The sequence below is a fragment of the Methylocaldum gracile genome, assembly GCF_053646815.1.
On record NZ_CM132196.1, the window covers coordinates 2,989,436 to 3,014,269 of the forward strand.

A 24,834-nucleotide genomic window follows, 5' to 3' on the forward strand; every position below is an offset into this window, starting at 1 on the left:
AATCGAGTTTCGACGCCGATCACTCACGAGAATGCCGTACGCGCCGTGCCGCCTCTGCCTGGGTTATTCAACAACTCGGCTGCCCCGGAACCGTGCCGCTGACGGGCGTCAGCCGCTTTTGGGCACATTGTTCCGCAAGCAGTTTCTCCAGTATGGCCTGTTCCGGATACCCCTGGTCGTAGAGGTTGTTCAGTTCACCCGGATCGTCGGTCACGTTGTACATCTCGAATTCATCAGGTAACGGCTGCGTCTTCACCGACACGGCGTATTCGATTGTGTAGATCCCTTCGGTCGACGGCGGAGGTTCGTCCGGCGGAGTCACGACCACATCCTGCGGCGTGAGGTCGGGCGGCGGATCGGCATCGGGATCGCCCGGCGTGCTCCAGAACTGGGGATTGTCGAAGTAACGCGAATACTTCCATATTTTTCCGTTCAAACGAGCGATCACCGTCTCGATATGGTTGGGCTGTATCACCGAGTTGTAAGGAATCCCCGTCCAGTTGTCCTGATTGAGCCCACGGCTCGGATCATCGTCCGTCATGAAATATAAAGGCTCATTGATCGCATCCGGGCTGACCTCGCCGTACACGATCGGCGCCAGATTACGTCCCACCAGCGGCTCGGCATCGCTGAAATCCGGAGCCAGTTTCTTCCGCAGATATTCGGCATTGAGTCCCGCCAGCCCGAGCAGCGTCGGCAACAGATCGATGTGGCTGGTCAGGCTATCCACCGATTCCGGTTCGGGAAACAGCCGGGGACTGGAGATGATCAGCGGTACGTGTATGGCCTCTTCGTAAGCCATGTACCATTTCTGGTGCATATTGCCATGCGCGCCGAGCAGATCGCCATGGTCGGAAGTGAAGATGACCAGCGTGTTGTCGCGGAAGCGGGAGTCCTGCAGCGCCTGATAAACCCGCATCATCTGTTCGTCGACGTCCTTCTGCAATTGGTAGTAAATCCGCACATACCGCTCGTCGAAGAGAATGGGCTGAAACACGCTGTGATAGGCATCGCGGTAACTCGCCTGGCAACTGGGCTTGTTCGCAAGCGTTTCCAGATGAGTCGGTCCGGCCGGCATTGGTTCCAGGAGATTGACCGGCACGATCCCCTCCTGCAAGTGGAAGTCGAACTTCCCGCTGAGCGTCGCCGCCAGCCCGTATAGGGTGATGTCGTGCGGATTCACGAACGAGGCGACAATCAGCCACGGCTGGTTGCCGCGTTTTCGGTCGAGTTGCTCGATCAGGCTCTTGGTCTGAGAGGCGAAGCCGATGTCGCGGCCGTTCACGGCCGTATCGGCAGCGGAAGATCCGCTGTTGAGCGGCAGTCTGCCGTGCGGTTCAGGCCCGATCCAACCGGAGAACCCATAACGGCCGAGCTGGTCGGCCTCGAGATACAGCGACTCCAAACCGGGGTCGGGGACGCCTGTGTTCGGGTCGTAACTGAGGAGCTGGCTGTGGGTTCCGGGGATGTTGAGATCGGCATCGGATGCGTGCCATTTTCCTTTCCAGAAGGTCGAATAGCCCGCCGCACGGAAATAATGCCCGATGGTCGGGACGCTGTTCGGCGCCAACCAGAACACGTCCGGGTCGAACGATTCCTTGGCTGCCCCCGTGGTCTGCGTCACGCCATGCAGCGACGGATAGTGCCCCGTGTAAATGGAAGTCCGGCTCGGCACGCACGCGACCGAGGCCGCGTAATGGCGGTGAAACTCCATGCCATGGGCCCGGAGCGCATTCTGGGTCTTCAGATATTGCCGACGAAAAGCGCGCGCTTCATCGGTTTCGTAGAATGGCGGATGGCGCATCTCGTCGCACATCAGGATCAGAATGTTCGGGTGCCTCCCCTTGAACCCCGGGGCTCGTGCCGCTTTTGCCAGTGCCTGCGCGGCTTCGCCCGTGACAGCGTGCAGCCCCAGCGCTCCAAGGGCGGCCGTCGATGTCGTGCCCGTTAGAAAATCTCGGCGCGTCAAACCGAGATGCGGCTTTTTATCTTCGGTATCAGCCATCGCGCACCTCCGTGCGAGTCGTGCTTTCAACTTTCGGGGATCGATAACACCGTGTGATCGCCGTCCGGTGGCGAGAATCCTGACCCGCGGCAAGCCTCCACCGGGATCTGTTCAACGGACATGAAGGAGCATCTTGCAGGCCTTTCTTTTCCGCACTTTTTGCCTACTGGAACACACGCCCCGGCGGCTGTCAACAAGAGAACAATGCCGCTACAAGCAGGCCTAAGGTACTGATTTTGGCCCTAAGCGGCAGCCGAATTCACCAAGCCGACGGATTACATATAGCGGCTTTTTCAACACCCTCCGGTGTGCGCCGGTATGCGTAAAGTCCGCCAACGTTTTCACCGGTACGCCGTCTTCAATTCCTCCATGTTTCGCTTCATCACCGTCAGAAAATCACCGTCTTCCGGTCGATTGGCGCAGGGGTCGAACACGACGCTTTCGATACCCATGGTCTTCAGCTTCGCGGCAATCTCCCGAGCGGGTTGGGCTTCCCAGATCATCCAGCGCGCCGAATGGTTCGCCCGCAGGTCCCGCAAGGCGCTCCACTCCGCGGCGGGCGGCATTTCGTCGGGCTCCCAGTGAACGCTTTTCAGATTCAGACCGTAGCGGCGGGCCAGGTACTGATAGACAGGGTGGGAGGCAAGCAGCGGCCGGCGGAAATCGGCGGCAACCGTTTGTTTCATTTCGGCATCCAAGCCGGCAAGGTCATCCAGCAGCGGCTTCAGGTTTCCAGTCACTACGCTCTTCCATTCCGGCCGCTTTCGGACGATCGCATCGGCGACGGCCTGCGCCTGCTTTCCGGCCTGATCGAAATCCAGCCAGGTAGTGAAGGCTGAACCTTCGTGGGCGTGTCGGCCACCGGGTCCGTGGCTATGGACGACGGCGTTCTCGATCCGGAGATAAGCGTTCCGGAACGCCAGGGATGTGTTCGCCAGCCTGAGGCGCGGCAGGCTTACTTGAGGCAGCCATTTTTCGTAACCGGCACCGTTGAGGAGAATCAGGTCCGCTTTCTGCATTTCGCCCACCGTTTCGGCGCTGGGTTGCCAAAACGCCGGATCGGCGCCGGTCGGAACCGGAAGAACCACACGCGCCCTGGCGCCCGCCAGCCGCTCGGCGAAATAGGCCAGAGGATAGTTTGCGGCGACGATCTTCAATCCGGGTGAGCCGGCGGCGCTCGCCTGACCGGTAGTCGCCGCGACGGTTAAAAACAGCACGTACGGCGCTACTCGGCGCCATGAAAAAGAGATAAACACGGATAACTCCCTCAGGCGATAACGAAATGGCGGACGAATTCGGCTGCACCGGCACGGACCGCTTGCACCAGAACCAAGCCGAGGGTTCCGGCGCCCAGCGCGATGAGCGCGATTTCCGCGGCCATCAGCCGGACCACGGTCAGCGGCGAACAGCCGATCAGATGGATGGTCTCGATTTCGCGCTGCCGCAGTCGGAGCGACAGCGCGAAGACCAGCGCGACCATGAGCAGCGCGGCAGCGCCCAATGGCAGAAGAATGGCATCGAACAGCGCGCCGATGCGGAAGATGTTTTGCAGCAGGCTACGGGTCACGTCCAAGGGACGGACGATTTGCGTCTTGGCTTCGCTGTCCGGATAGCGTCCACGCAGCAGGGCGGCCGAACGCACGTCGCGCGGAACCGCGATCACCGCGCTGATGGGAAAGTCGGCCGGATCGCCGTGAAAGTGGAAGGATGCCAGGTTGTCCGGGGTGATTTCGGTGTAGGCCGAGACATCGCCCGATAACGGCGCGAACGCCGCATCCGCCCAGCCCGCCCCCGGCCCGGTCTCATGGCCGTGCCCCAATCCCTCGATCACCCAGGCCGTCTGAAGATCCACGAACACGGCCCGGTCGTCGGGAGCGCGGGATTTCGCCAGGATGCCGACCACTTTCAACTTGAGCGGATGGACGCCGGCCAGGTTGAAAACGTTTTCCGGCGTTGTCGGAAGAACGTCCCCCGGTGCGAGTTTCAGACGCTCGGCGGCTTCGGCCCCCAGCACGCAATCCCCCAGCAGGGCCGGAAGAACGCCTTCCGCCGGGGCCAAGCCGCGGAATACGAAGTAGTCCGTCGTGACGCCCACCAGGGGCAGGCCGCGAACCCGGAACCGGGCGTAAACCGGCAGCGGATCGGCCCAGCTGGTGGCCGCGATACGGTCGGCCTCGCCCATGCTGATGAACGCCGGAGCGTCGGTGAAATAAAGAGCGTTCAGCACCAGGTCCGCCGCGCTGCCTTGGGCCCCCACCAACAGGGGCGTAGCTTCGGCGCGCGCCGACATCCAGCGCTCGGCCTCGTCCAGGAGGCGGTGCAGAGCCTGAGGCAGCGCCGTGATCATGGCCAGACAAGCGGCCAGAATCAGGCTGCGGATCTTGTTGTGGCGAAGATAGCGCCAGGCGAGATAAAAATCGTGCTGCATCCGGTCAGCGGCGAAAAGCGCTCAGATCGATTACCCGATCGAAGCGCGGCAGGAGTTCGTGGTCGTGCGTGACCGCCGCCAGCGTCGCGCCGTTGCGCTCTGTCATCCGGAACAAAAGGCCGAGAATCCGACTCTTGTTGCCCGGATCGAGACTGCCGGTCGCCTCGTCCGCCAGGATCAGCCCCGGCTCCGGCAACAGCGCCCGGCATACCGCGACCCGCTGCCGTTCGCCTTGCGAAAGTTCCCGCGGCATCCGCTTTAGCTTGCCCATCAAACCCGCCGCCTCGGCCAGTTCCGCCGCTCGCTCCCTCACTCGCCCATTGAGCTTGAGAACCCTATTGATCCGGTAGGTATGCACGATGTTGTCGAGTACGTTCAAATATTCGAGGAGTTCCAGTTCCTGGAACACGAAGCCGATGCGCGAAACACGGAAGTTGCGCCGCTGACGGTCGGTGAGCTCGCGCATAGGCACGCCATCCACGCGGACGTTCCCGGACTGCGGGACCGCGATGCCGGCCATCAGCTTCAGCAGGGTCGTCTTGCCCGCCCCGCTGGCCCCGATCAAGGCGATTTTCTCGCCGTGGGAAATCCGGAGCTCGGGAACGGCGAGGCGGAATTCGGCGCCCGGGTAGCTAAATTCGAGGTCTTCGATTTGGATCATTACGTCGCCGGGTCCGTCCTGCGCCCTTCGATAAATTCGAGGTCCGTGATCTTCAGGCGGCCATCTTCCGCCTGGCGCAGGACCAGCCGCGCCGCGTAAAGCGTAGTCCGCGGGTGGGAATGGCCCCAATGCGACACCGCGCCGTGGGCGATCCAGCGGGCGGCGACCGTGCAGCGTCCGGATTTCGGGTCCACCGATTGGATTTCGCTGGAGAGAATCTCGACCCGCTCGACCCGACCGTCGCCGCCGAATCTCTTGCCCCGCTGCAACAGAGCCCGGCGCTGGCGAAGATAAATGTCGTCCAGAAGCTCCCCCGACAGGCTCATGGCCAGGCGGTCGTATGCCGCTTCCTCTTCCGGCAATTGAAAGGCCCGATAAACATTATGCAGCAGGGCCCGCAGCTCGGTTTTCATCGTCTCCTCCCCGAGAAGCGCCGGGATAGTGCTCCCGGCATGGGCGGGAAAGTGCGCGATCTCCGGGTAAAAGGCGACGCACCCGGCCACGGCCAGGGTCACGCCCAGTTGGGCGCCGGTGCCCGGCGGCAAAAACCGGCGCCGTCGCCAGCGCCATCCGACGGCTGCCGCGAGGGCAATGCCGGCAGTGCGGAGTAATACGGTGCCGGGAGCGGATGCCACCGCCAAGGGTTGTTGGATCATCGAGGCGGCTTCCGGCACAGCGGGATTTTTCAGCGCTTCCTCCACCGACCAGCGGAAGACCGGATCGCGCCGCGTCATGTCGGCTTCGAAAGTTTCGTCGTTCAGTTGCAGGCTGACCGGCCGCGATGCCCCGCCGGCGTCGAACAGCTCCCAGCTCAGCTCGACGGCCGCAGCGGGACGCTCGGTCAGATAGACCAGAATCGCTCCCACGACCGCGGTGGCGCTGTCGACGGGCTCGCCGTCCGCAACGGTTTCCACGCCGCCGCGCCCATAACGCATGAACTCGACCCGGTCCAGCCGGGGCGTCGCCGCCTCACCGTCCAGGCGCAGCGAATTGCGATGCAGCAGCAGGTCGCCGATCGCCTGTTTCAGCCTTTCCCGCTCCGCGCCTTCGATGCGGTACGGATTCACGGGCGCAAAGTTCAGCCGCGGCAGAAGATCGCACAGCCTCAGCAGCAATTCGTGCCGCACTTCGTAAGGCTCGACATAGACGAAGGAGCGCGGTTCGGTGTGGCGGCGCGCCATTTCAGCATCATCGAATCGGGACCGCCACGAATCGTTCCAGTCCAATTGCAGGCGGGCCGGTTTCGACAAGGGCGCTAGATCGGCCACGGGCACGCCCCGGTGCAGAACGATCAGACCCAAGTCCTTGCCGGCGCGCTCCGGGGGCAGCAGGTGCAAGGTCCTCGGCCGCCGGACCAAGGGATAATTCAGATCGGCCTCGTAATATGCCTCCGCGGTTCGGCGCCGGTCTTTCGATGAGTCGACCCTCGCCACGGACACGGGTTTCGCTTCCGGCAGCGGCTGCCGATCCGCCACGATGCGCAGAAGTTGCCCCGCAAGCTCCGAAGCGGGAGTATCGTCCGCACGGCCGAGCAGCGAGCGCAACCGGGGCAAACCGCTTTCCCGAAGGCGCAGGTTGACCGTGATCGAGTCAGCTTCGACGGCGACTTCGGCGAGAGCCGCGTAACCGCCGAATTCCGCCCAATCCGCCCGAGTCGGCCACGCCGAACCGAACAGCAGGAGCATCGCCAGAATGCCGCTGCCGTGTGCGCATCGGCCGCAAACGGGTCGAACGACCGGCGCTTTCATGGAATCTGGCGCGCCGGCGCCGGCCGTTCGGCGTCATCATTCGCCGCGCGGACCGGAAGCTTGGGCCTTATTCCCCGATAGACGCGCCAGCATACGACCGACAGAACAATGGCGACGATCAGGGCGAACAAGGCGCCGGGCCAACGGTTGGACGGGTTCGGAACGGCGATGCCGACGCTGAACGGCACCCTCAGCCGATCGTCCTCGCTGACGAAGCCGTCGTTTTCGCCGAACACGGCGATCACGGCATAATGGCCGGGTTCCGTGATGTCGGTGTGAATTTCCGCCGTACCGTTCCGGTAGACCGCAGCCGGCGTTTCCGCCAGGGTACGTTTTTCCTTCGGAAGTCGACCGTCATCGCCGAACTCCTCCTCGACCACGCGCAAGCTGACAGGCATGTTGCGAACATCGCGGTCGAGCAGGTCGAGGGTCAGATAGGTCTTGCCGGGCCGCGGGACTTCCTGGCAGTACTTGACGAAATCGGTTTGCTCCCCTTCATGACGCCCTTCCTGCAGAGCGGTGAAGTGCACGGCGTAGAAGTCGTTGGCCACCAAACAGCTCATCGACGCGCCCTGATACATCTGGCGACCGTTGGAACTGTCGCGCGGAATGCCGGCGGCGGATGCGGCGCCCGCCGCCAGGACGAGCGCGGCAACGGCCGCGCGGTTCGCGAGACGCCGAAAGAAACCCGGCTCGTGGAGAATCATCGGAAAGCCCTCCTTACTTGGCTTGAAGCTGAAAGAAATACTTGCCGCTCACGACGTGACCGTCCGCGGACAGCACCCGGTAGCGCACCATGTACCGGCCGGGCGCCAGATTTTCCACCGATGCCCGCAGCCGCGAACGGTCGGTGAAGTCCAGCCGGGCATCATGCTTGTCCACCCGCTTGCCGTTGGCGTCGATGACCGCGACTGCCAGGAATGCGTCGCCCACCCCTTCGTTGAAGGTCAACAGCACCTCCGAGGGAGCTTCGGAAACGACCGCTTCACGGTCGGGTACGGCCTTCACCAGAATCGCGTGCGCCGCAAGCTCGGGACTGGCCAGTGCCGATCCTGCCAGAATCAGTAATAAGTGCCGTCTTAGGGTGTTCATCGTCATAGGGAGAGAATGGCCATCGCCAAAGCCTTGCCGCCGCCGGGCCGCGCCATTGTCCAAAACGCCCTGAACCCCCAGGGCGTCGCCACGATTCGGGGGTGATCGGCGTTGGCATCCGGCGGCGTCAGGGCAACCGGGACCGACCAATGCCTACCGCCATCCCTGGACCTGACCAGGTACACGGCGGCGCCCTCGGCGCCGGCTCGGCTGAACACGATGGCCAGATCGGACGCGGACAGCGCTGCAATGTCGCTTTCCCGGCTTTGCCCGTCGCCCAGCAGAAAAGGCGGCTCCCAGTGTTTTCCAAGATCGGAGGATCGCGAGTAGAAGAGCCCGGGCGATTCTTCCTTTCCGGTCCAGGCGACGCTGTGCAATACGGTTTGCCCGCCGGTTCCGGTTATGGCCAGCCCGCCTCCGCAATGAGGACAGCCGGTGAAATTCCAGCCGGCGATCCCCACCGGTCCGAGATCGAGCCAACCGCCGCCGTTCAACGGGCCGCGAAGGAGGCGCATGTCGTGCGGATCGGCGTCCCGGTACAGCACCGCCACGCTGCGATCCGGAAGTGCGCCGATCCGAGTCCAGCAGCAGGTGCAGACCGCCGGATCCAGGGTAGTCCGGCTGCTCCAGTTGAGGCCGTCCCGAGATGCTGCGTAGCGGAGACCCTGGGTGTTGCCGTTTTCCTCGCGGTCGTCGAGCCAGACGAGGTGAAAGCGTCCATCCCCGCCGACGGTGAGCGCCGGATAGCTCTGATTGTTCAGAGGGTCGCCAGCGGCCGGATTCTGGCCACGGCGCCAAGTCCGCCCTCCATCCTCCGAAGCGGCGACGATCAAGGGTCCCGTGCCCGGCAGTTCGCCCCGCGCCTGCCAGACGGCGACGATGCGCCGGCCGTACACAGCCAGGCGGGCATCGTTGCCGCGCCGGGAAATCACGGGGGCCTCTCCGCTCCCGTCGAGAAACCTGGGCTCGCTCCAGGTTTTCCCGCCATCCGCCGACCCCAGGTAAGCCACCCGGTCGCGCTCGCCGAAACGTCCAGCCAATAGCCCGTGTATCGTCCCCTGCTCCACGACCAGGTCCAAGCTCCTCGTTTCGGCCAAACCGGCGACGGCCACAAGAAGTTGCCGCTCTGCGATCGCCTCGGCCGACGCGGCCGCGAGACAGCCGAGCAATACGATCCCCACGGACAGCGGCGTCCGAAAGGCCGGATTCGATCGGTCAATGATAAGCACATTCATATCCGTGAAAATGATGGTTCCAACGTTCCAACGGGCGGCACACCCCAATGCCGTTAAGTTAAGGCGTCATTCCGGCAGGGATTGCTCGCCCCTTCCCTGGGGCTCGTCCTTCGGACCGTGCTTAGCACGTCCAAATTCGCTCCTTGCGAATTTGTGCCGGAATCCAGAGCACAGGGAAGTGACACGCCTCTGCCATCCATGGCTTCTGGACCCCGGCATTCCCTGCCGGGGTGACGTCCTTCGCCTTAACTTAACGGCATTGCGGCACACCCAGGATGCGCAAACGCCAAAATACCAATCAATTCCTGTGCCAGCAGGATATCGTCTTAAAAACAATCGGTTATAAATGAGTTAGGTATTAGGTATAAGGGAAATGACAGAGGTATTGGGGGAAATCGCGGATCGGATAACAGCAAATAGAAGTAGGTTTATTGGCATCTCCTTTCGATTACTGCAACATATTTGATACATATTAAAAACCTGTTGCCTCGAGTGATATACATAATGCCGCTCGAAAAATATTCTCATCTCGGCCCGACCTTTACCTGCCATTTATGTTTTTTCACACAGCACATTATGGGGTTTCGCATAGTCCTCGCAAGAGCTCTAATAAGCGGCATGATAGGCGCGCATAATAGTCCTGTGATATCCAACAGTATTTCATTAGATAATGCGTCATTTCCCATAATAGAATTTCCTGTTACGTCTTTTATTTCGGCATTAAAACCTTAATTTTCAGTTCGTTACAGAGACGGCAAGCCATTCTTAGACAGCACCGTCAATACAGACCACTCCAGCACTGAATCGTCATTTGACGCAGCGACATACCAAGGCACATAACTTGCCTTATATATGGCGGCTGAATGCGGGGCACGTTCTCCCTCTGATATTCATGCCGCCCGCGACCGCTTTTTCGGTGTTACGGACCACCGAGAATTCACCGCGGTCGCGGGCTATTTTTTAATCGTATCGATACAAGGAGCATTACATGAGAGGCAATTCGATGATGCGTATTATCTTGGCCCTGTTTCTCAGCCTGAGCGCGGGCGTCAGCATTGCTGGCGGGCGTTATGCCGATCCGCCGCCGAATCTGGTGGAAGTGCAGAAAGCCAGCCAATCGGCTTTGGACGCGGCCAAGCAGGGCAACAAGGATGCGGCTTTGGACAGCGCCAAGCAGGCGCGCAAATTGGCGGTGGCTTCTTATAAGGAAAAAAGCACGATGCCCATGCAGAATTCCAGCAGCCGATTGAAAGCGGTGATTGCCGATCTGGAAAACGGAGGGCAACCTACGACTGCCGTTACGACGCTGGAAGAAGTCGTCAAATTGATCAACGACGAGGTCGAATACTATAAGAAAGAAGGAAAGCTCTAGCGATTATTCAGGCCAACCACACACCCGAAGCATGCGATAGGAGACCAGCATGGACATGAGCAAGCACTTGGCGATCGTCATTTCGATCGGTTTGATCTTGGCGGGATGCGGCAAGGAAGGCCCGTTCGGCAATACGCCGGGGCCCAAGAAGCCGGAGCAGCACGCGGCGCCTTTGGGCGAACTATCCCGCTAGAGCGGTTTCGGGGAGGATTGGATGATTGGGGTAGCTGTGCGCGTTTTCTTCCACGATAGCGCGTACGGTGCACCCCATCACCTCGTCCAGCTTCTAGGGATGTATAAGCTAATGGATGATTTTTTAAGGAGGCGGCTTTATTAACCCGGCCTATATTTATAGGCCGGGTTAATCCGGGGCAGGGATGCCCCGGCGCGGCGACAAGCCGCGTGAGCCCAGGCCGGGCGTGTACCGGGCCTGGGCGGCGGCCCGAAATACCAGGAGGGTATTTACGGGCCTGATTAACAACCGGGTCCGCTCCCGCACAAACATCTGGACACTTCGCCATAACGCGGCGCGACGGCCGCACACACTTGCAGGCACTCCTCGAAAAATACCGGATTGTTTACATCGAGATTTGATCCCTCGGCTAGGTTTCGCGGGACGGAAGCCGAAGCTTCAGCGGTCGGAATTCGCAGCATACCGACGATTCCCGTTCTTGAGTCCCTGAACGATTCCGTTCGGCACGGTGGTTGCTGTCATTCTTGAAATATTATTCTGAGCCCATGAAAACCCGACTCCATTTTTCCATTCATTCAATAGTTGGCTGGGGACTCGGTATCGCGCTGGGCACGCTGGCCGAACCCGTGCTACCCCATCCCCAACCCGAAGAGGAAGATCCATCCTCTCTACTTGTTTTGGATACCGTGGAGGTCCAGGGCCGCGCCACCGATCTTTTGGGGGCCGCCAATTCCGCGTCGCAAGGCGTGGTAGGACAGCCGGAATTCAAATACCGCCCGCTGTCCCGCGTCGGCGAACTGGTGGAAGTGGTGCCGGGCGCCCTCGCCACCCAGCACAGCGGCACCGGCAAAGCGAACCAGTATTTCCTGCGCGGCTTCAACCTGGACCATGGCACCGACTTCAGCGTCACCGTGGACGGCGTCCCCATGAACCTGCCCACCCACGCTCACGGGCAGGGTTATCTGGATCTGAACGGCATCATTCCGGAACTGGTGGACCGGGTGGAATACGGCAAGGGGCCTTACTACGCCGACGTGGGCGATTTTTCCTCCGCTGGCTATGCGCGCATGCACACCCTGCACCGGCTGCCGCAAGGATTCGTGAAGTTCACCGGCGGCGAATACGACTATTACCGCGTCGTGGCGGCGAACTCGAACGCGCTGGGAACGGGCGATCTCCTCTACGCCGCCGAAGTCAACTTCAATGACGGTCCCTGGAAGCGGCCGGAAGAACTCGACAAGTTCAACGGCATGCTGCGCTATACCATCGACCGTGAAGATTGGGGACTGGCGCTGCACGGCAAGGCCTATCGCGCCCAATGGAACGCCACCAATCAGATCCCGGAACGCGCCGTGCAATCCGGGCAAATCGATCTTTACGGAACAATGGACCCCAGCGATGCCGGCAAGACCGACCGCTACAGCCTGTCCGGCGAGTTCTGGAGCCGCGGCGATTCGTACAAGAATCAGCTTAACGTGTACGCGGCTTACTACGACGTCGCCCTGTTCTCCAATTTCACCGGTTTTCTCGACGACCCCGTCCACGGCGATCAAATCGGCCAGAAGGAACGGCGCGTGATCGTGGGCGGCAGCGGAGAGCAGACCTGGTTCAACCGGTGGTTCGGCTTGGATATGGACAACACGCTGGGTTTCCAGGTCCGGCACGATGCCATCATGGACCTGACCCTGAACCGTACCGAACGGCGCCGCACCATCGGGTCGGTCAGCCGGGGCGATGTGGACGAAACCAGCCTCTCGTTCTACTTCAGCAACCAGACCCACTGGCTACCGAAATTCCGCACCGTGGCCGGGCTCAGAAGCGACACCTTTTTCTTCGACGTGGCCGACCGTCTTATCCCGCAAAATTCCGGCAGCGAGACCGCTTCCATCGTCAGCCCCAAGCTCAGTCTGATCTTCGGCCCCTGGCAAGATACCGAATTGTTCGTCAACCTGGGCTACGGCTTTCACTCCAACGACGCCCGCGGCGTGACCACGCGAGCCGACCCCACCGACCCCACGCTTCCGCAAAGCAGCGTGCCGCCGCTGGCCAAGCAACGGGGCGCCGAAGGCGGCATACGGAGTCAGTACGTCAAAGGACTCAACACCACCCTTGCGGTGTGGTGGCTGGAGTCCGACTCGGAACTGGTGTTCGCCGGAGACGCCGGCACCACCGAGCCCACCGGCAAAAGCGAACGCTACGGAGTCGAGTGGACCAATTTCTACAAGCCGGTCGACTGGCTGACCCTGGACGCCGATTTCGCCTTCACTTCGGCCAGCTATCGGGACGCGCCGCGCGGCGCCAACGACATTCCCAATTCCGTGGGTCGGGTCATCAGCGCCGGTGCGGTCGCCGAACTGCCTTACAACTTTTTCGCCACGGTGAGGCTGTGCCACTTCGGTCACGTGCCGCTCACGGAGGACGGCAGCGTCGACGCGGGCGACACGACCCTGGTCAATCTCGGCGCGGGCTATCAATACCGGCAACTGAAACTTGCCGTGGACGTCTTCAACCTGTTCGATTCGAAAAGCAACGATATCGCCTACTACTACACCTCGCGACTTCCGGGCGAACCGCCCGAGGGGGTCGACGGCGTTCTCAAACATCCGGTCATGCCGCGGCAGGTACGGGTCACGGCATCGGTCAGCTTTTGAACGAATTGAGACCCGGAAGTGTCCCGATCGATCCAGAGGCAAACCGGTGTGTCGGCAAGGGGTTGCCGACCTACTGACCTATACATGGCTCGACACGAGGCAGAAATTCGTAGGTCGGCAATCCCTTGCCGACATATCGGGTCCGACGGGGCGCTTTTGACGGCGATTCTTCCTAAGTCCTGCCTATAATGCCCCCAATGCGAACATAGGCAGCGAACGACGCCATGAACAAAGACCTCGAAATCAGACGAGTCGATATCCACAAACTCGACGTGCCCCTGATCGCACCGTTCACCATCGCCTCGTCGAGACTCGATCGCGTCCGCAACGTCGCGGTGCAAGTCACGCTCGCGGATGGATCGGAAGGATGGGGCGAGACCTCGACCTTGCCTCCCGTAACGGCCGAGGATCAGGCGATCGCGCTGGACGCGCTGAAGCAGGAGGCCGGCCGCTTGAAGGGACGACACGCCGGGGAATGGCGGCGGATCTCGGCGGAACTCCTCGAACGCGCCCCAAACTTCCCGTCGGTCCGGGCCGGCATCGAGATGGCGCTGATCGATGCCTTGGCGCGCCATTGCGGAATTCCGCTGTTCCGGTTTTTCGGCGGGTTTCAAAACCGGCTCGCCACCGACATCACCATACCCATTTGCGCCGCCGAGGACGCGGAAATTCTGGCCCGGCAATACCGCGGCGAAGGTTTCGAAATCCTCAAGGTCAAGATCGGCCTCGATCGCTCCGACGATATCGGCCGGCTCCTGGCCATCAGGCGCGGGCATCCGAGCAGCCGTTTGATTCTCGATGCCAATGCCGGCTATTCGTCCGACGACGTTTTCGTGCTGCTAAGGGAACTTCGCCTCGCCGGCATCGAGCCCGCGCTGCTCGAACAGCCCGTCGCGCGAGAGGATTGGGACGGTCTCGGAAAGCTTGCCCGCGAAGCCGGCGTACCGGTGGCCGCCGACGAATCTTGCCGAACGCCAGAGGATGCTCTGCGAATCGTACGGGACCGCCTGGCCCAGGTGATCAACATCAAGCTGGTCAAGTGCGGCGTGGTCCGGGCGCTCGAAATCGCGGCCATCGCCCGAGCCGGAGAGCTGGACCTCATGATCGGCGGCATGGTCGAAACTCGGTTGGCCATGGGCTTCAGCGCGCATTTCGCGGCGGGACTCGGCGGCTTTCAATGGGTCGACCTGGATACGCCGATGCTGCTCGCAGACGATCCGGTGGAAGGCGGCTGCAAGCCGGCCGGCCCCAATTATTTGCTGGATGCGGAAACCGCAGGGCATGGGGGAGGGCTATGCAAGTTTTGATTAATCTCTGCGCAGAGTTTGAAACGATACGCAATGCGTACTGCCTAGCGACACGGCTCTTTTTCGGCGGGCTCAGGAAACCGGGAATTCGTAGGGTGGGTTAGGCCGCGAGGCCGTAACCCACCGAGCGACCTCGAATCGGTGGGTTACGCTCCGCTAACCCACCCTACGATGAGTGTTCACTCGAATGCCGAATGGAATTACGCGCACTCCCGCACCGCCCGGCCGTTGATCACTGCGCTTCAAGTGCGCCGTAACCCACGAAAGCAACGCTCGGTGGCCTTGCCGCTCGCTTTGATGGGTTACGGCGCACGCCTGGCTTGCTGGGTTGCGCGGATGGTCCGGGCGCACCCACCCCACCCCACCACGGGCCCTCGGCAAGCCCGAGTGAAATTCAGGAAACGAACGTTCCCTTGTTCCGCGACTTCGTCTGTTCCGCATATTCCTGCTCGTTGCGCTGCCACTTCGACCGGCCGTAGAGATAACCCACGAAGGTCCAAACCAGGGCGCCCAGCATCAGACGAAACGGAAGATTGCCCTGGGTGCTGAAGATATCGCCGAACACCTGGTGTTGATACACCACGGTAGAAAAGACAAACATGAACCCGCCCCATTGCAGCACGCCATGAGTCCAAACGAAGCGGCGTTTCCCGCGCGCTCGGGTTTGCTCCCATTCAGCCAGGCGTTGCGGCGTCCAGGTTTTTTGGGTGTTTTTCATATCGATTCCGATCCAATGGGCTCTGTACGAAATTTCGCATAGGCCGATCCGCGCCGAAAAACGCGCAGTAACTCCAAATCGCCTTCGATAAGGCATTCATTTTGTAGGATGGGTAGAGCGAAGCGAAACCCATCGATGGTGGGTTAGGCCGCGCGGCCTCGAATTGGTGGGTTACGCTCCGCTAACCCACCCTACGATTAATGTTCACTTGCATGTCGCATGGAATAAGGATTCTTACCGGCGCAGCTTTTCACTGATACAGTCAGCAAATCGAAAAAGACCGCATCGCGATTGAACAAAAACGAAATGCGGCGTACGGTTTCCCCTGTTGCTGCCCGAATATTACCACCGGCCTTTCTCCAGCACCTGACGAGCTTGATATCCGACCGATGAGCATGCCCACAGCCGACCGTCGCCACGCCTTCTTCGCGTTCCTGGTCTACCTGGTTTTCGTTGTGTACGGAAGCCTGGTGCCTTTCGAGTATCGCGCCTACACGTTCGATGAGGCAGTCAAACAGTTCTCCGCCATTCAGTATCTGGACCTGGGTATCGAATCGAGGGCCGACTGGGTGGCCAACATCGTGCTCTATGTGCCGTTGTCGTTCCTGGGCTGCGCATGGGGCGTCGGCATACGGTCGACCGGGGCACTGCGTCACCTGACGGCGCTGTCGATCTTCGTGTTCTGCCTCGCGGTCGCGGTCGCGGTGGAGTTCACCCAGATATTCTTCGCTCCCCGCACAGTCTCGCTGAACGATCTTTTGGCCGAGACGCTCGGCTCGGCCGGCGGAATCGCCCTCTTCGTCTTGGGACGATGGCGCATCGCGCGGCTGTTGGATGCGTTCGCGGAAGGCGGACGCGCATCGGTATATGCAGCGATGATCGCCTACCTGATTCTGTATCTCCTGCTGTCCCTGTTTCCCTACGACTTCGTTGTCTCAACCCAAGAACTTGCATGGAAGTTGAGCTCGGACAATTGGGGGTGGCTGATCGCGGGAAGCTGCAACGGCTGGCTGCGGTGCACGGCGCGTCAAGCGAGTGAAATTGTCGCGATTGCGCCGCTCGGCGTCTTCATCGCTCTCGCCGCTCCGGGAATGGGTTACCGCCGCATCTTCTTGATCGGAGCGATGCTGAGTCTGATCCTTGAACCCTTTCAATTGCTGCTCGCGTCGGGCGTGAGCCAAGGGCTTTCGGTACTATGGCGCGGAGCGGGACTGGTGGCGGGTGCCGCGATAGGCCGAATCCTGCTTCGGCATGGCCCCTCGCCCCTGGCCTGGATTATCAAGACCACGATACCCTTCGCCGCGTTGCCGTATATCCTGGCGCTGCTGGCGCTCGGCGGCTGGTTCTCGACCGCCTGGCTGCCGTTTGCCGATGCTATGGCGCGCCTCGCGGGCATCCGGATCATGCCTTTTTATTATCATTATTTCACTACCGAACAGGCCGCCCTGGTGAGCGTGCTCGCCCAGGCCGCCATGTACGCCCCGATCGGTCTCGCCGGGTGGGCTTTACGGACTCGAAGCCTAGGGGAGAAAACCCCCAGCATGCTGCAAGTGGCGTTTTTCGCCGCCGCGCTGGCGTTCCCCATCGAATTCGGCAAGCTCTTCGTTCCACCCAAGCACCCGGATTTCACCAATCTGCTGATCGCCGCAGCAAGTGCCGCGGTCACCTACGCGCTGGCGCGTTGGGTCGGAGTCGTACTGACCGGCAAGCGTGACGAGCCGATACAGCCGAGCACAACCCATGATCGAGAGTTCCCTCCGGCACATCCTCCGCCAACGCATCCCGAGGTCTACGGCACGCCACATCCTTTCGGCGTGCTGATCGCTTTCGCCGCGGCGCTGCTCGCTCTGGTCGGCATATTGTCCTATTCCGTCGGCACGCCATGGCTGATCGTGGCATTGGCGGGCTACGCGGCCTTGTTGTGGCGGTATCCCAGCGGATGGCTTTTCGCCGTTCCGGCTCTCCTGCCCGCGCTCGACTTGAGTCCCTGGACCGGCCGATTGATGCTGGACGAATTCGACCTGGTCGTCCTCGTCACACTCGCCGTGACCTATCTGCGGATTTACCGGATAAAGCCTCGGCCCTGGCCGAATCGAAGTTTGTCATGGGCGGTCGCGCTGCTGTGGGTAAGCGGATTGCTTGCCGGCGCGCGCGGCTTGTGGCCGCTTTGGGGAAATGAAGGAAATTTCTCCGACAGCTCCCATTCACCGCTGGAAGCCTGGATGGTCGGCAAGGGACTCTTGTGGGCGCTGCTATTCGTACCCCTCACACGGCGCATCCCTCCGGAAAACAGCGGAGCGGCTCTTCGCCAGATGGGAAATGGCTTGGTCGCCGGCTTGGCCATGGTGACGTTGGCCGTTTTATGGGAACGCCATGTGTACGTTGGGCTGGGAGACTTCGAAAACGTGTTTCGCGTAACCGGAACCTTCGCCAGCATGCACACCGGAGGCGCCTACATCGAGGCCTTCATCGCTTTCGCCTTTCCGGCGCTGGTGGTTTCGGTACTCGCAACGTCCAACCGGATGCTGAAGCTATTCGGCGTCGCATCCGCCATGGGCGTCAGCTATGCCATGCTGGTGACCTTTTCGCGCGGCGGATACGCCGCCCTCATTGCTGGCCTGGTGCCGGTACTGTTCAGCATGCTGAGGCAGCGGAAAGAATTTCCGATCCATCGCTGGCTGGCGCTCGCGGGACTTTTGACGGCCTCGGTTGCCGCCGCCGTTCCCGTGCTTTCCGGCGGATTCGCACAATCCCGGCTGGCACGCATCTCGGAGGATCTCTCCATTCGGGAAGCGCACTGGAAGCGTGCTCTAGGTTTAATGGATGACGGACCGACGGCAGCACTCATTGGAATGGGTTTCGGGCAATATCCCGTTCTCTACGCATTGGGCGCCGAAACTACCAAAGCACCGGGCACCTATACCGTCATGCGCGACGGCGACAACCCTTATCTACGCCTCGGTGCCGGCGAGCCGGTTTTTCTCGATCAGATCGTCGACGTCGCCCCCGGCGAACATTACATACTTTCCGCCCGGATTCGGCAGGCTTCCGGCGGCGGCTCCCTCAGTGTTCCCCTCTGCGAAAAGGCGCTGCTTTACTCATTCGACTGTATCTTGCCCGAACTGCGGCCGGAGTCGTCCGAAAGCAACTGGCAAACGGTCACCGTCGAGGTGAGTCCCGGAAAACTCGGCGGGAGCGGCAACTGGCCCTACCGGCCGGTAAAACTGTCGCTGCACAACAAGAGTTCCGATACCCCGCTTGACGTGGACGACATAAGTCTCATGACCGAGAAAGGACACGAGCTGGTGGCTAACGGCGATTTCAGCGACGGGGTCGCCCGCTGGCTGTTCGTCGCCGATCAGGACTTGGCCTGGCATATCCACCAGCAAGCCGTGGAGATGTATTTTTCCCAAGGCTTGTTGGGACTGGCGGCTTTGGCGCTGCTGTTGCTCGGCGTCGGAAAAACTTGCGGACCGGCCCTGGCAAGAGGGGATTTAGATGCGGCGATCCTGCCCGGCGCGCTGCTGGCGTTTCTTACGGTGGGTCTCCTCGGCAGCACGATGGATACCCCACGGCTATCCATGCTGTTCTATCTAGGGGCGTTCGGTGCCGGCTTGCTGACGCGTGCCAATCAAGCCGGGAGACCTGTGCGGCGATTCTTGCAGGATGTAGTCCCGTAACTGAAATCCCCTGCTTCCATCGCAAACGGCCGCTTTAGTCTCGCTCCTTCCCGAACGTCACGGATCGGCAAACGGGATCGTCGGCACAGGCTTGCCGATCTCCGCTTGTAGGCCGGAATAATTCCATTCGGCATTCGAGTAGACATTATGTAGGGTGGGTTAGCGGAGCGTAACCCACCGATCCGAGGCCGCTCGGTGGGTTACGGCCGCGCGGCCTAACCCACCATCGATGGGTTTCGCTTCGCTCTACCCATCCTACAAAATGAATGCCGGATTGAAAGCGATTTGGAATAAGCCTGTCCTGAGCGAAGCAGAAAGTGCGCTAGCGGTCCCCGGCGAAAGAGCAGAGTTTTTTCGGAGACTCCTACAGATATCGATAGAGCTTGCCGGGCTCATCCGCTATAGTTACGACCGCTTGCGCGTCAATTCACCAGGGGATAAAACCATGAAATCAATCGTCATTCGGGGCGTGATCGTGTTCGTCAGCATCGCCGGCGAGGCGATGGCAGCGTGTACCGGCCCTAATCTCAACCAAACCCAGCTTTCAACCACATTATCAGGCATGACGGTCTGCGCGACCCGAGGCGCCGAGAGATGGCAGGAGCAGCACCAGGGTACAGGTAGCGGTACGCTCGTGGATTACAAGAATGGCCCTTCCGATCCGGTGGACCCGTCCGAAACAGTCGGCACTTGGAGTATCTCGGGCACTGGAGCAAACGCTGTTGTCCGCTACGACTATGGCAGCGGCGGTACCTATGACTATCGTGTTTATGGCAACGGCGGCAACAGTTACAGTTTCTGCAACGCAAGCTCGGGCGAAGAAATCGTGGGCACTGTTGTAAGCTCCCCTTCTTGTCCGTAGCACGGTCCTCTCGGATAGCGATTGACAAAGAGGTGGCGGGCGACCCGAGCCCGCCGTGCGCGGCTGGAAGCCTTCCTGTACAAATAACGCCGACGGAGTGCGCTGATTGGATTCGCCGTACCCGTCCTCGGCTCCGATTCATGCCGCGCTTACTTTTAGGCAGAAAAAGCGGACATGCGCATTCATGTCCCGGAATACTTCGGGCAATGCCGTTAAGTTAAGCCGTCATTCCGGCAGGGATTGCCGGAATCCAGTACACAAGGAAGTGATAGGTCTCTGCCATCCATGGCTTCTGGACCCCGGCATTCCCTGCCGGGGTGACGTGCTTAACGCGAAAACTACGCGATTTTTGCCTGATCGACGTCCACCTGACTTGTTTTCTGCACCAGAGCAACGGGATTACGCGCGTTCACGATTCGTAGCAAACTTACCGATACCGAAATGATGATCAATAATTATGCGGAGCCATTTCTACAACCGGCTCCGGATATTTTCCACGCCCTACCGACGGCATTATGCCTGCAAAATCAACTAATCACGAAAAATAAGCCATGCCTGTATTAGTTCATGATTTATTGGCAAGAACCGCAGAGATAACACCTTCCAACCCTGCAATCCGCCACAAGGAGGCGAGCCTCACGTTCAGTGAGCTATCCGTCTCGGTATCGAAGCAGGCTCACGCATTATCGGCAGTCGGCCTTTTGCGCCAGCAGCGCGTCGCGGTCTATCTGCCCAAGCAAGTCGAAACGGTTGTCAGCTATTTGGCCGTCTCGCAGGCCGCCGGAGTATTCGTACCCGTTAATCCCGTGCTTAAGGCCGAGCAGGTCGCCTACATTCTTCAGGACTGCAATGTCAGGGTTCTGATCACGTCTCAAAGCCGCCTCAACGGCTTGATGGGCGTACTCGCAGCGTGCACCGATCTGCACACGGTCATCGTCACCGATTCGACCGAAGAACTGCCCGCGATCGCCGGGGTTCGGGTCTTAAGCTGGGCGGATTTGTCACGACTGGCACCATCCGCCGCAAAGCCGGCCAACCCGGTCATCATCGATACGGATATGGCCGCCATCTTGTATACCTCCGGCAGTACCGGCAAACCCAAAGGGGTCGTGCTTTCCCATCGGAATATCGTTACCGGCGCCAAGAGCGTCGCTCAGTATTTGGAGATCGTCCCCGAGGACCGCATCCTCGCCGTTCTGCCCTTCAGCTTCGATTACGGGCTGAACCAACTGACGACGGCATTGCTCAAAGGCGCCTGCTGTGTGTTGATGGATTACCTCTTGCCCAAGGATGTCGTCAATGCCCTGACGCGTTATCGCATTACCGGACTCGCGGCCGTTCCGCCGCTGTGGGCGCAGTTGGCTCAACTCCAATGGCCGGCAAGCATCGACGAACATCTGCGCTACATGACCAACTCCGGCGGAAAAATGCCGAAGGCGACGTTGGAGCGCATCCGGGATAACGCGCCTAGCGCCAGATTCTTTCTGATGTACGGTCTGACCGAAGCGTTCCGGTCCACTTACCTTCCGCCCGACCAGATCGATCTCCGGCCGGACTCGATGGGAAAGGCCATTCCGAACGCCGAAATCGTCGTCGTACGCGAGGACGGCACGCCCTGCGCGCCCCACGAGCCCGGAGAGTTGGTTCACAGGGGATCTCTCGTCGCTTTGGGCTATTGGAACGACCCCGAAAAAACCGCCGAACGTTTCCGACCCGCGCCGGGGCGCCCTCATGAATTACCGATACCGGAAATTGCCGTGTGGTCCGGCGATACCGTGACCATGGACGAGGAAGGCTATCTTTATTTCGTCGGGCGCAAGGACGATATGATCAAGACCTCGGGCTACCGGGTCAGCCCGACCGAAGTCGAGGAGGTCATTTATTCGACCGGGCTGGTCTCGGAAGCCGCCGTCGTCGGCGTGCCCCACCCGATCTTGGGCCAAGCGATCGTTGCGGTCATCTCCACCAGCCAGGCCGAAACGCCGACCGATAACTTGATCGAGGTTTGTCGCCAGCGGTTGCCGAACTTCATGGTACCGGCGTCGATTCAGCTTCTGCACAGCTTGCCGCGGAATCCGAACGGCAAAATCGATCGAAAACAACTCGCGGCGCAATTCGCCCGCCTCTACGAAGAGGGTGCCCATGAATAAGGAATCTCCCCGTCACGCCGCTCTGACTCAGTTTCCGATCGAAGATGATTGTCTGATCGTCGGCGGCATGAAATTGACCCGGCTGGCCGAGCGCGTCGGACGAACGCCGTTTTACGTCTACGACCGACGGCTCATCACGGAGCGCATCGAACACCTCCGTAGGCACCTCCCCAAGGAAATCCACTTGCACTATGCGATCAAGGCCAACCCTATGCCGGCGGTCGTCCAGCACCTGGCGGGATTAGTGGATGGCCTCGACGTGGCTTCCGCAGGCGAAATGAAAGTCGCGCTCGACACCCCCATGCCTCCCGAGCACATCAGCATGGCCGGTCCCGGCAAGCGCGCCGAAGAACTGTCCTGTGCGATCGCGGCCGGAATCTTGATCAACGTCGAATCCGCTCACGAACTGGATGTCATCGCCCGACAGTCGGAGCGCCTGGGTCATCCGGCAAGAGTCGCGATTCGCATCAACCCGGCGTTCGAGCTCAAATCCTCGGGCATGAAAATGGGCGGAGGACCCAAGCAGTTCGGCGTGGACGAGGAACTGGTGCCCGAACTGTTGCGGCGTGTAGGCAAATACCAACTGGATTTCCAGGGCTTCCATATTTTCAGCGGCTCCCAGAATTTGCGGGCGGAAGCCATTATCGAAGCCCAGCAGAAAAGTATCGAGCTTGCCCTGCGTTTGGCGGATCACTGCCCTTCGCCGATTCGACTTTTGAACATCGGCGGCGGCTTCGGCATTCCGTATTTCCCGGGCGAGCAGCCTCTCGATATCCGTCCGATCGGCGAGCAACTGACGGAACGTCTCGAGGAAATTCGGCCGCATCTTCCGAATGCTACGGTCGTCATCGAACTGGGCCGTTATATCGTCGGCGAAGCCGGTTTGTACGTTTGCCGAGTGGTTGATCGAAAAATGTCCCGCGGCCAAGTTTTCCTGGTGACCGATGGCGGGCTGCACCATCACCTCGCCGCGTCCGGAAACTTCGGTCAAGTCATTCGGAAGAATTATCCGGTGGTGATCGGAAACAAAGTCCAAGGCAAGGGGCGCGAAGAGGCCAGCGTGGTCGGCCCGCTCTGCACCCCCCTCGACATTCTCGCTGATCGAATGGATCTGGCACGGGCCGATATCGGCGATTTGGTGGCCGTTTATCAATCCGGCGCCTACGGATATACGGCGAGTCCGAATTTGTTTCTGAATCATCCTGATGCCGCTGAAGTGTTGGCCTAAACAGGCTCCGGAATAAGCTCGTGGCTTTCACCGAAAAACGGATCGGACGATGGTATAGCCCCGGCCCCGCAAACCTGTCGATATGAGTATTCCATGCGTGATTTGATAGTCACTCTGATCGTTTTCGGAAGTGTTCCTTTCATCTTCCGATCACCGGCCATCGGCATTCTGATGTGGTCGTGGCTCGCTTACATGAATGCCCATCGCGCCTGTTGGGGCTTCGCGAGAAGCATGCCATTTTCTTTGATAATTGCTCTATCGTTGCTGTTGTCACTATTGATCAGCAAAGAGGATAAAAAAATACCGTGGACTCGGGAAACGACAATGCTCGCCATCTTCATCCTCTGGATGCTGATCACCACGATTTTCGCCTTGAATCCGGAAGGAGCCTGGGAACAGTGGAACAAAATATGGAAAATTCAGCTTATTACCTTCCTGACGATGATGGTCATAAAGGACCAGCGCCGGATCTATCTGCTGGTTGCAACGATTGCGGCATCGCTGGGTTTTTATGGCGTGAAAGGAGGCATATTCACGATTTTGACCGCAGGAAGCTATCATGTCTGGGGGCCTGACGGAACCGTTATCGGCGGCAACAACGAGATCGGTCTGGCCTTGATCATGACCATCCCTTTGATCCGATATTTGCAAATGCACAGCAAGCCGATCTGGCTCAAGAATGGCTGCTTGGCGGCCATGATATTGTGCGTTGTGGCAGTACTCGGAACTCAGTCCCGCGGCGCGTTGCTGGGTCTCGTCGCCATGGGAACCTTTCTCGTCATGAAAGGGAAAAACCGTTTCGCTTACTCCATACTGGCGATCTTCGGCGGCTTGACCCTCTATATGTTCATGCCCGATTCCTGGCATGAGCGCATGGGGACCATCAAAAGCTACGACCAGGATGGATCCGCCATGGGGCGCATCAATGCCTGGGGATTTGCGATAAATTTGGCCATGAGCCGGTTATTGGGCGGGGGCTTCGAAACATTCGATCCTTATCTGTTCAAGATTTATGCTCCCAATCCGGACGATTACCATGATGCCCACAGTATTTATTTCGAAATACTCGGGGAACACGGTTTTATCGGTTTAGCTATTTATCTCACCCTCGCTCTCTTTACCTGGCGGAGCGCGGCCCGTATTGCCAAGGAAGCCAACCATTACCCCGAGTTAAAGCCGCTTGCCGATTTAATGCGCATGATTCAGGTGAGTTTGGTTGGATACGCAGTCTCGGGAGCATTTCTGGGAATGGCATACTTCGATCTGTATTATGCCTTGATCTCTATCGTCGTGATGTCCGGCTATGTGGTGCGGAGATACGCCACGAATACCGACATGACCGAAAATTCCCAAGCGACTATATCCGAATCGACCGTCTCGACACCCGGCAGAAGCGGCTCATTCGTGCGTAAACCGATCAGGCCGGGCTAAGTACGAAACCTTTGGATGTTACGGACGCCTCGAACCGTCATTCACCGGCGGCAACATAGGCAGTCTGGTGAAA

General features: G+C 60.0%; 18 protein-coding genes. 9 read left to right on the forward strand and 9 right to left on the reverse strand.

Annotated features, from left to right (window positions below):
* Positions 1-67: 67 nt before the first annotated feature.
* The 8 genes from ACWJJK_RS13120 to ACWJJK_RS13155 all read right to left on the reverse strand — a co-directional run bounded on the left by ACWJJK_RS13120 (position 68) and on the right by ACWJJK_RS13155 (position 9,163).
* Positions 68-2,005 (reverse strand): sulfatase-like hydrolase/transferase, encoded by a 1,938-nt coding sequence (locus tag ACWJJK_RS13120; protein WP_156881019.1) that lies wholly within the window; start codon positions 2,003-2,005, stop codon positions 68-70.
* A 341-nt stretch (positions 2,006-2,346) separates the two neighbouring features.
* Entirely contained in the window at positions 2,347-3,222 is an 876-nt protein-coding gene (locus tag ACWJJK_RS13125) for a metal ABC transporter substrate-binding protein (RefSeq protein WP_240507136.1), read from the reverse strand.
* A 50-nt stretch (positions 3,223-3,272) separates the two neighbouring features.
* Positions 3,273-4,433: an ABC transporter permease gene (locus ACWJJK_RS13130; protein ID WP_454128155.1), complete on the reverse strand. Its 1,161-nt coding sequence runs from the start codon at positions 4,431-4,433 to the stop codon at positions 3,273-3,275.
* 4 nt (positions 4,434-4,437) lie between these two features.
* Positions 4,438-5,094 carry an ATP-binding cassette domain-containing protein gene (locus ACWJJK_RS13135; RefSeq protein ID WP_434130165.1) on the reverse strand — a complete coding sequence of 219 codons (657 nt, stop codon included), beginning with the start codon at positions 5,092-5,094 and terminating at the stop codon, positions 4,438-4,440.
* Positions 5,094-6,842 carry a hypothetical protein gene (locus tag ACWJJK_RS13140; RefSeq protein WP_454128156.1) on the reverse strand — a complete coding sequence of 583 codons (1,749 nt, stop codon included), beginning with the start codon at positions 6,840-6,842 and terminating at the stop codon, positions 5,094-5,096. The genes ACWJJK_RS13135 and ACWJJK_RS13140 overlap by 1 nt, the downstream gene beginning before the upstream one ends.
* Positions 6,839-7,549, reverse strand: coding sequence for a hypothetical protein (locus ACWJJK_RS13145; RefSeq protein ID WP_156881024.1), 711 nt, complete (start codon positions 7,547-7,549; stop codon positions 6,839-6,841). The genes ACWJJK_RS13140 and ACWJJK_RS13145 overlap by 4 nt, the downstream gene beginning before the upstream one ends.
* A 13-nt stretch (positions 7,550-7,562) precedes the next feature.
* A complete protein-coding gene (locus ACWJJK_RS13150; protein ID WP_077730115.1) occupies positions 7,563-7,934 on the reverse strand; it encodes a copper resistance CopC family protein in 372 nt (123 codons plus the stop codon).
* A 2-nt stretch (positions 7,935-7,936) separates the two neighbouring features.
* Positions 7,937-9,163 (reverse strand): sialidase family protein, encoded by a 1,227-nt coding sequence (locus ACWJJK_RS13155; RefSeq protein WP_454128157.1) that lies wholly within the window; start codon positions 9,161-9,163, stop codon positions 7,937-7,939.
* 994 nt (positions 9,164-10,157) lie between these two features.
* On the opposite strand from ACWJJK_RS13155, the gene ACWJJK_RS13160 reads away from it, so the two are divergent.
* The 4 genes from ACWJJK_RS13160 (at position 10,158) to ACWJJK_RS13175 (ending at position 14,692) form a co-directional block, all read left to right on the forward strand.
* On the forward strand, positions 10,158-10,541 hold the full coding sequence (locus ACWJJK_RS13160) for a hypothetical protein (protein ID WP_077730113.1): 384 nt from the start codon (positions 10,158-10,160) through the stop codon (positions 10,539-10,541).
* Between the two features lie 49 nt (positions 10,542-10,590).
* Complete coding sequence (locus ACWJJK_RS13165; protein ID WP_166642553.1) at positions 10,591-10,734, forward strand: hypothetical protein; 144 nt, start codon at positions 10,591-10,593, stop codon at positions 10,732-10,734.
* A gap of 545 nt (positions 10,735-11,279) precedes the next feature.
* Positions 11,280-13,385 carry a TonB-dependent receptor gene (locus ACWJJK_RS13170; protein ID WP_454128158.1) on the forward strand — a complete coding sequence of 702 codons (2,106 nt, stop codon included), beginning with the start codon at positions 11,280-11,282 and terminating at the stop codon, positions 13,383-13,385.
* 224 nt (positions 13,386-13,609) lie between these two features.
* Positions 13,610-14,692 (forward strand): dipeptide epimerase, encoded by a 1,083-nt coding sequence (locus ACWJJK_RS13175; RefSeq protein ID WP_156881028.1) that lies wholly within the window; start codon positions 13,610-13,612, stop codon positions 14,690-14,692.
* Positions 14,693-15,086: 394 nt separating this feature from the next.
* Here ACWJJK_RS13175 and ACWJJK_RS13180 read toward each other — a convergent pair whose 3' ends face one another.
* Complete coding sequence (locus ACWJJK_RS13180) at positions 15,087-15,410, reverse strand: hypothetical protein (protein ID WP_156881029.1); 324 nt, start codon at positions 15,408-15,410, stop codon at positions 15,087-15,089.
* Positions 15,411-15,799: 389 nt separating this feature from the next.
* On the opposite strand from ACWJJK_RS13180, the gene ACWJJK_RS13185 reads away from it, so the two are divergent.
* The 5 genes from ACWJJK_RS13185 (at position 15,800) to ACWJJK_RS13205 (ending at position 24,761) form a co-directional block, all read left to right on the forward strand.
* A complete protein-coding gene (locus ACWJJK_RS13185) occupies positions 15,800-19,090 on the forward strand; it encodes a VanZ family protein (RefSeq protein ID WP_156881030.1) in 3,291 nt (1,096 codons plus the stop codon).
* 445 nt (positions 19,091-19,535) lie between these two features.
* Positions 19,536-19,952, forward strand: coding sequence for a hypothetical protein (locus tag ACWJJK_RS13190; protein WP_156881031.1), 417 nt, complete (start codon positions 19,536-19,538; stop codon positions 19,950-19,952).
* A gap of 551 nt (positions 19,953-20,503) precedes the next feature.
* Positions 20,504-22,102: an acyl-CoA ligase (AMP-forming), exosortase A system-associated gene (locus tag ACWJJK_RS13195; protein WP_086135595.1), complete on the forward strand. Its 1,599-nt coding sequence runs from the start codon at positions 20,504-20,506 to the stop codon at positions 22,100-22,102.
* The gene (locus ACWJJK_RS13200) at positions 22,095-23,330 is read left to right on the forward strand and encodes a pyridoxal-dependent decarboxylase, exosortase A system-associated (protein WP_156881032.1); all 1,236 of its coding nucleotides are present in this window, start codon (positions 22,095-22,097) and stop codon (positions 23,328-23,330) included. The genes ACWJJK_RS13195 and ACWJJK_RS13200 overlap by 8 nt, the downstream gene beginning before the upstream one ends.
* A 93-nt stretch (positions 23,331-23,423) precedes the next feature.
* Positions 23,424-24,761: a putative O-glycosylation ligase, exosortase A system-associated gene (locus tag ACWJJK_RS13205; RefSeq protein ID WP_077730106.1), complete on the forward strand. Its 1,338-nt coding sequence runs from the start codon at positions 23,424-23,426 to the stop codon at positions 24,759-24,761.
* The last annotated feature ends 73 nt before the right edge of the window (positions 24,762-24,834 follow it).

Bases quoted from the DNA above. Each gene is read 5' to 3' on its own strand.
- ACWJJK_RS13180 (WP_156881029.1), bottom strand. From the start codon at position 15,410: ATGAAAAACACCCAAAAAACCTGGACGCCGCAACGCCTGGCTGAATGG.
- ACWJJK_RS13150 (WP_077730115.1), bottom strand. From the start codon at position 7,934: ATGAACACCCTAAGACGGCACTTATTACTGATTCTGGCAGGATCGGCA.
- ACWJJK_RS13160 (WP_077730113.1), top strand. From the start codon at position 10,158: ATGAGAGGCAATTCGATGATGCGTATTATCTTGGCCCTGTTTCTCAGC.
- ACWJJK_RS13140 (WP_454128156.1), bottom strand. From the start codon at position 6,842: ATGAAAGCGCCGGTCGTTCGACCCGTTTGCGGCCGATGCGCACACGGC.
- ACWJJK_RS13135 (WP_434130165.1), bottom strand. From the start codon at position 5,094: ATGATCCAAATCGAAGACCTCGAATTTAGCTACCCGGGCGCCGAATTC.
- ACWJJK_RS13205 (WP_077730106.1), top strand. From the start codon at position 23,424: ATGCGTGATTTGATAGTCACTCTGATCGTTTTCGGAAGTGTTCCTTTC.
- ACWJJK_RS13145 (WP_156881024.1), bottom strand. From the start codon at position 7,549: ATGATTCTCCACGAGCCGGGTTTCTTTCGGCGTCTCGCGAACCGCGCG.
- ACWJJK_RS13165 (WP_166642553.1), top strand. From the start codon at position 10,591: ATGGACATGAGCAAGCACTTGGCGATCGTCATTTCGATCGGTTTGATC.
- ACWJJK_RS13175 (WP_156881028.1), top strand. From the start codon at position 13,610: ATGAACAAAGACCTCGAAATCAGACGAGTCGATATCCACAAACTCGAC.
- ACWJJK_RS13190 (WP_156881031.1), top strand. From the start codon at position 19,536: ATGAAATCAATCGTCATTCGGGGCGTGATCGTGTTCGTCAGCATCGCC.
- ACWJJK_RS13195 (WP_086135595.1), top strand. From the start codon at position 20,504: ATGCCTGTATTAGTTCATGATTTATTGGCAAGAACCGCAGAGATAACA.
- ACWJJK_RS13200 (WP_156881032.1), top strand. From the start codon at position 22,095: ATGAATAAGGAATCTCCCCGTCACGCCGCTCTGACTCAGTTTCCGATC.
- ACWJJK_RS13130 (WP_454128155.1), bottom strand. From the start codon at position 4,433: ATGCAGCACGATTTTTATCTCGCCTGGCGCTATCTTCGCCACAACAAG.
- ACWJJK_RS13185 (WP_156881030.1), top strand. From the start codon at position 15,800: ATGAGCATGCCCACAGCCGACCGTCGCCACGCCTTCTTCGCGTTCCTG.
- ACWJJK_RS13120 (WP_156881019.1), bottom strand. From the start codon at position 2,005: ATGGCTGATACCGAAGATAAAAAGCCGCATCTCGGTTTGACGCGCCGA.
- ACWJJK_RS13170 (WP_454128158.1), top strand. From the start codon at position 11,280: ATGAAAACCCGACTCCATTTTTCCATTCATTCAATAGTTGGCTGGGGA.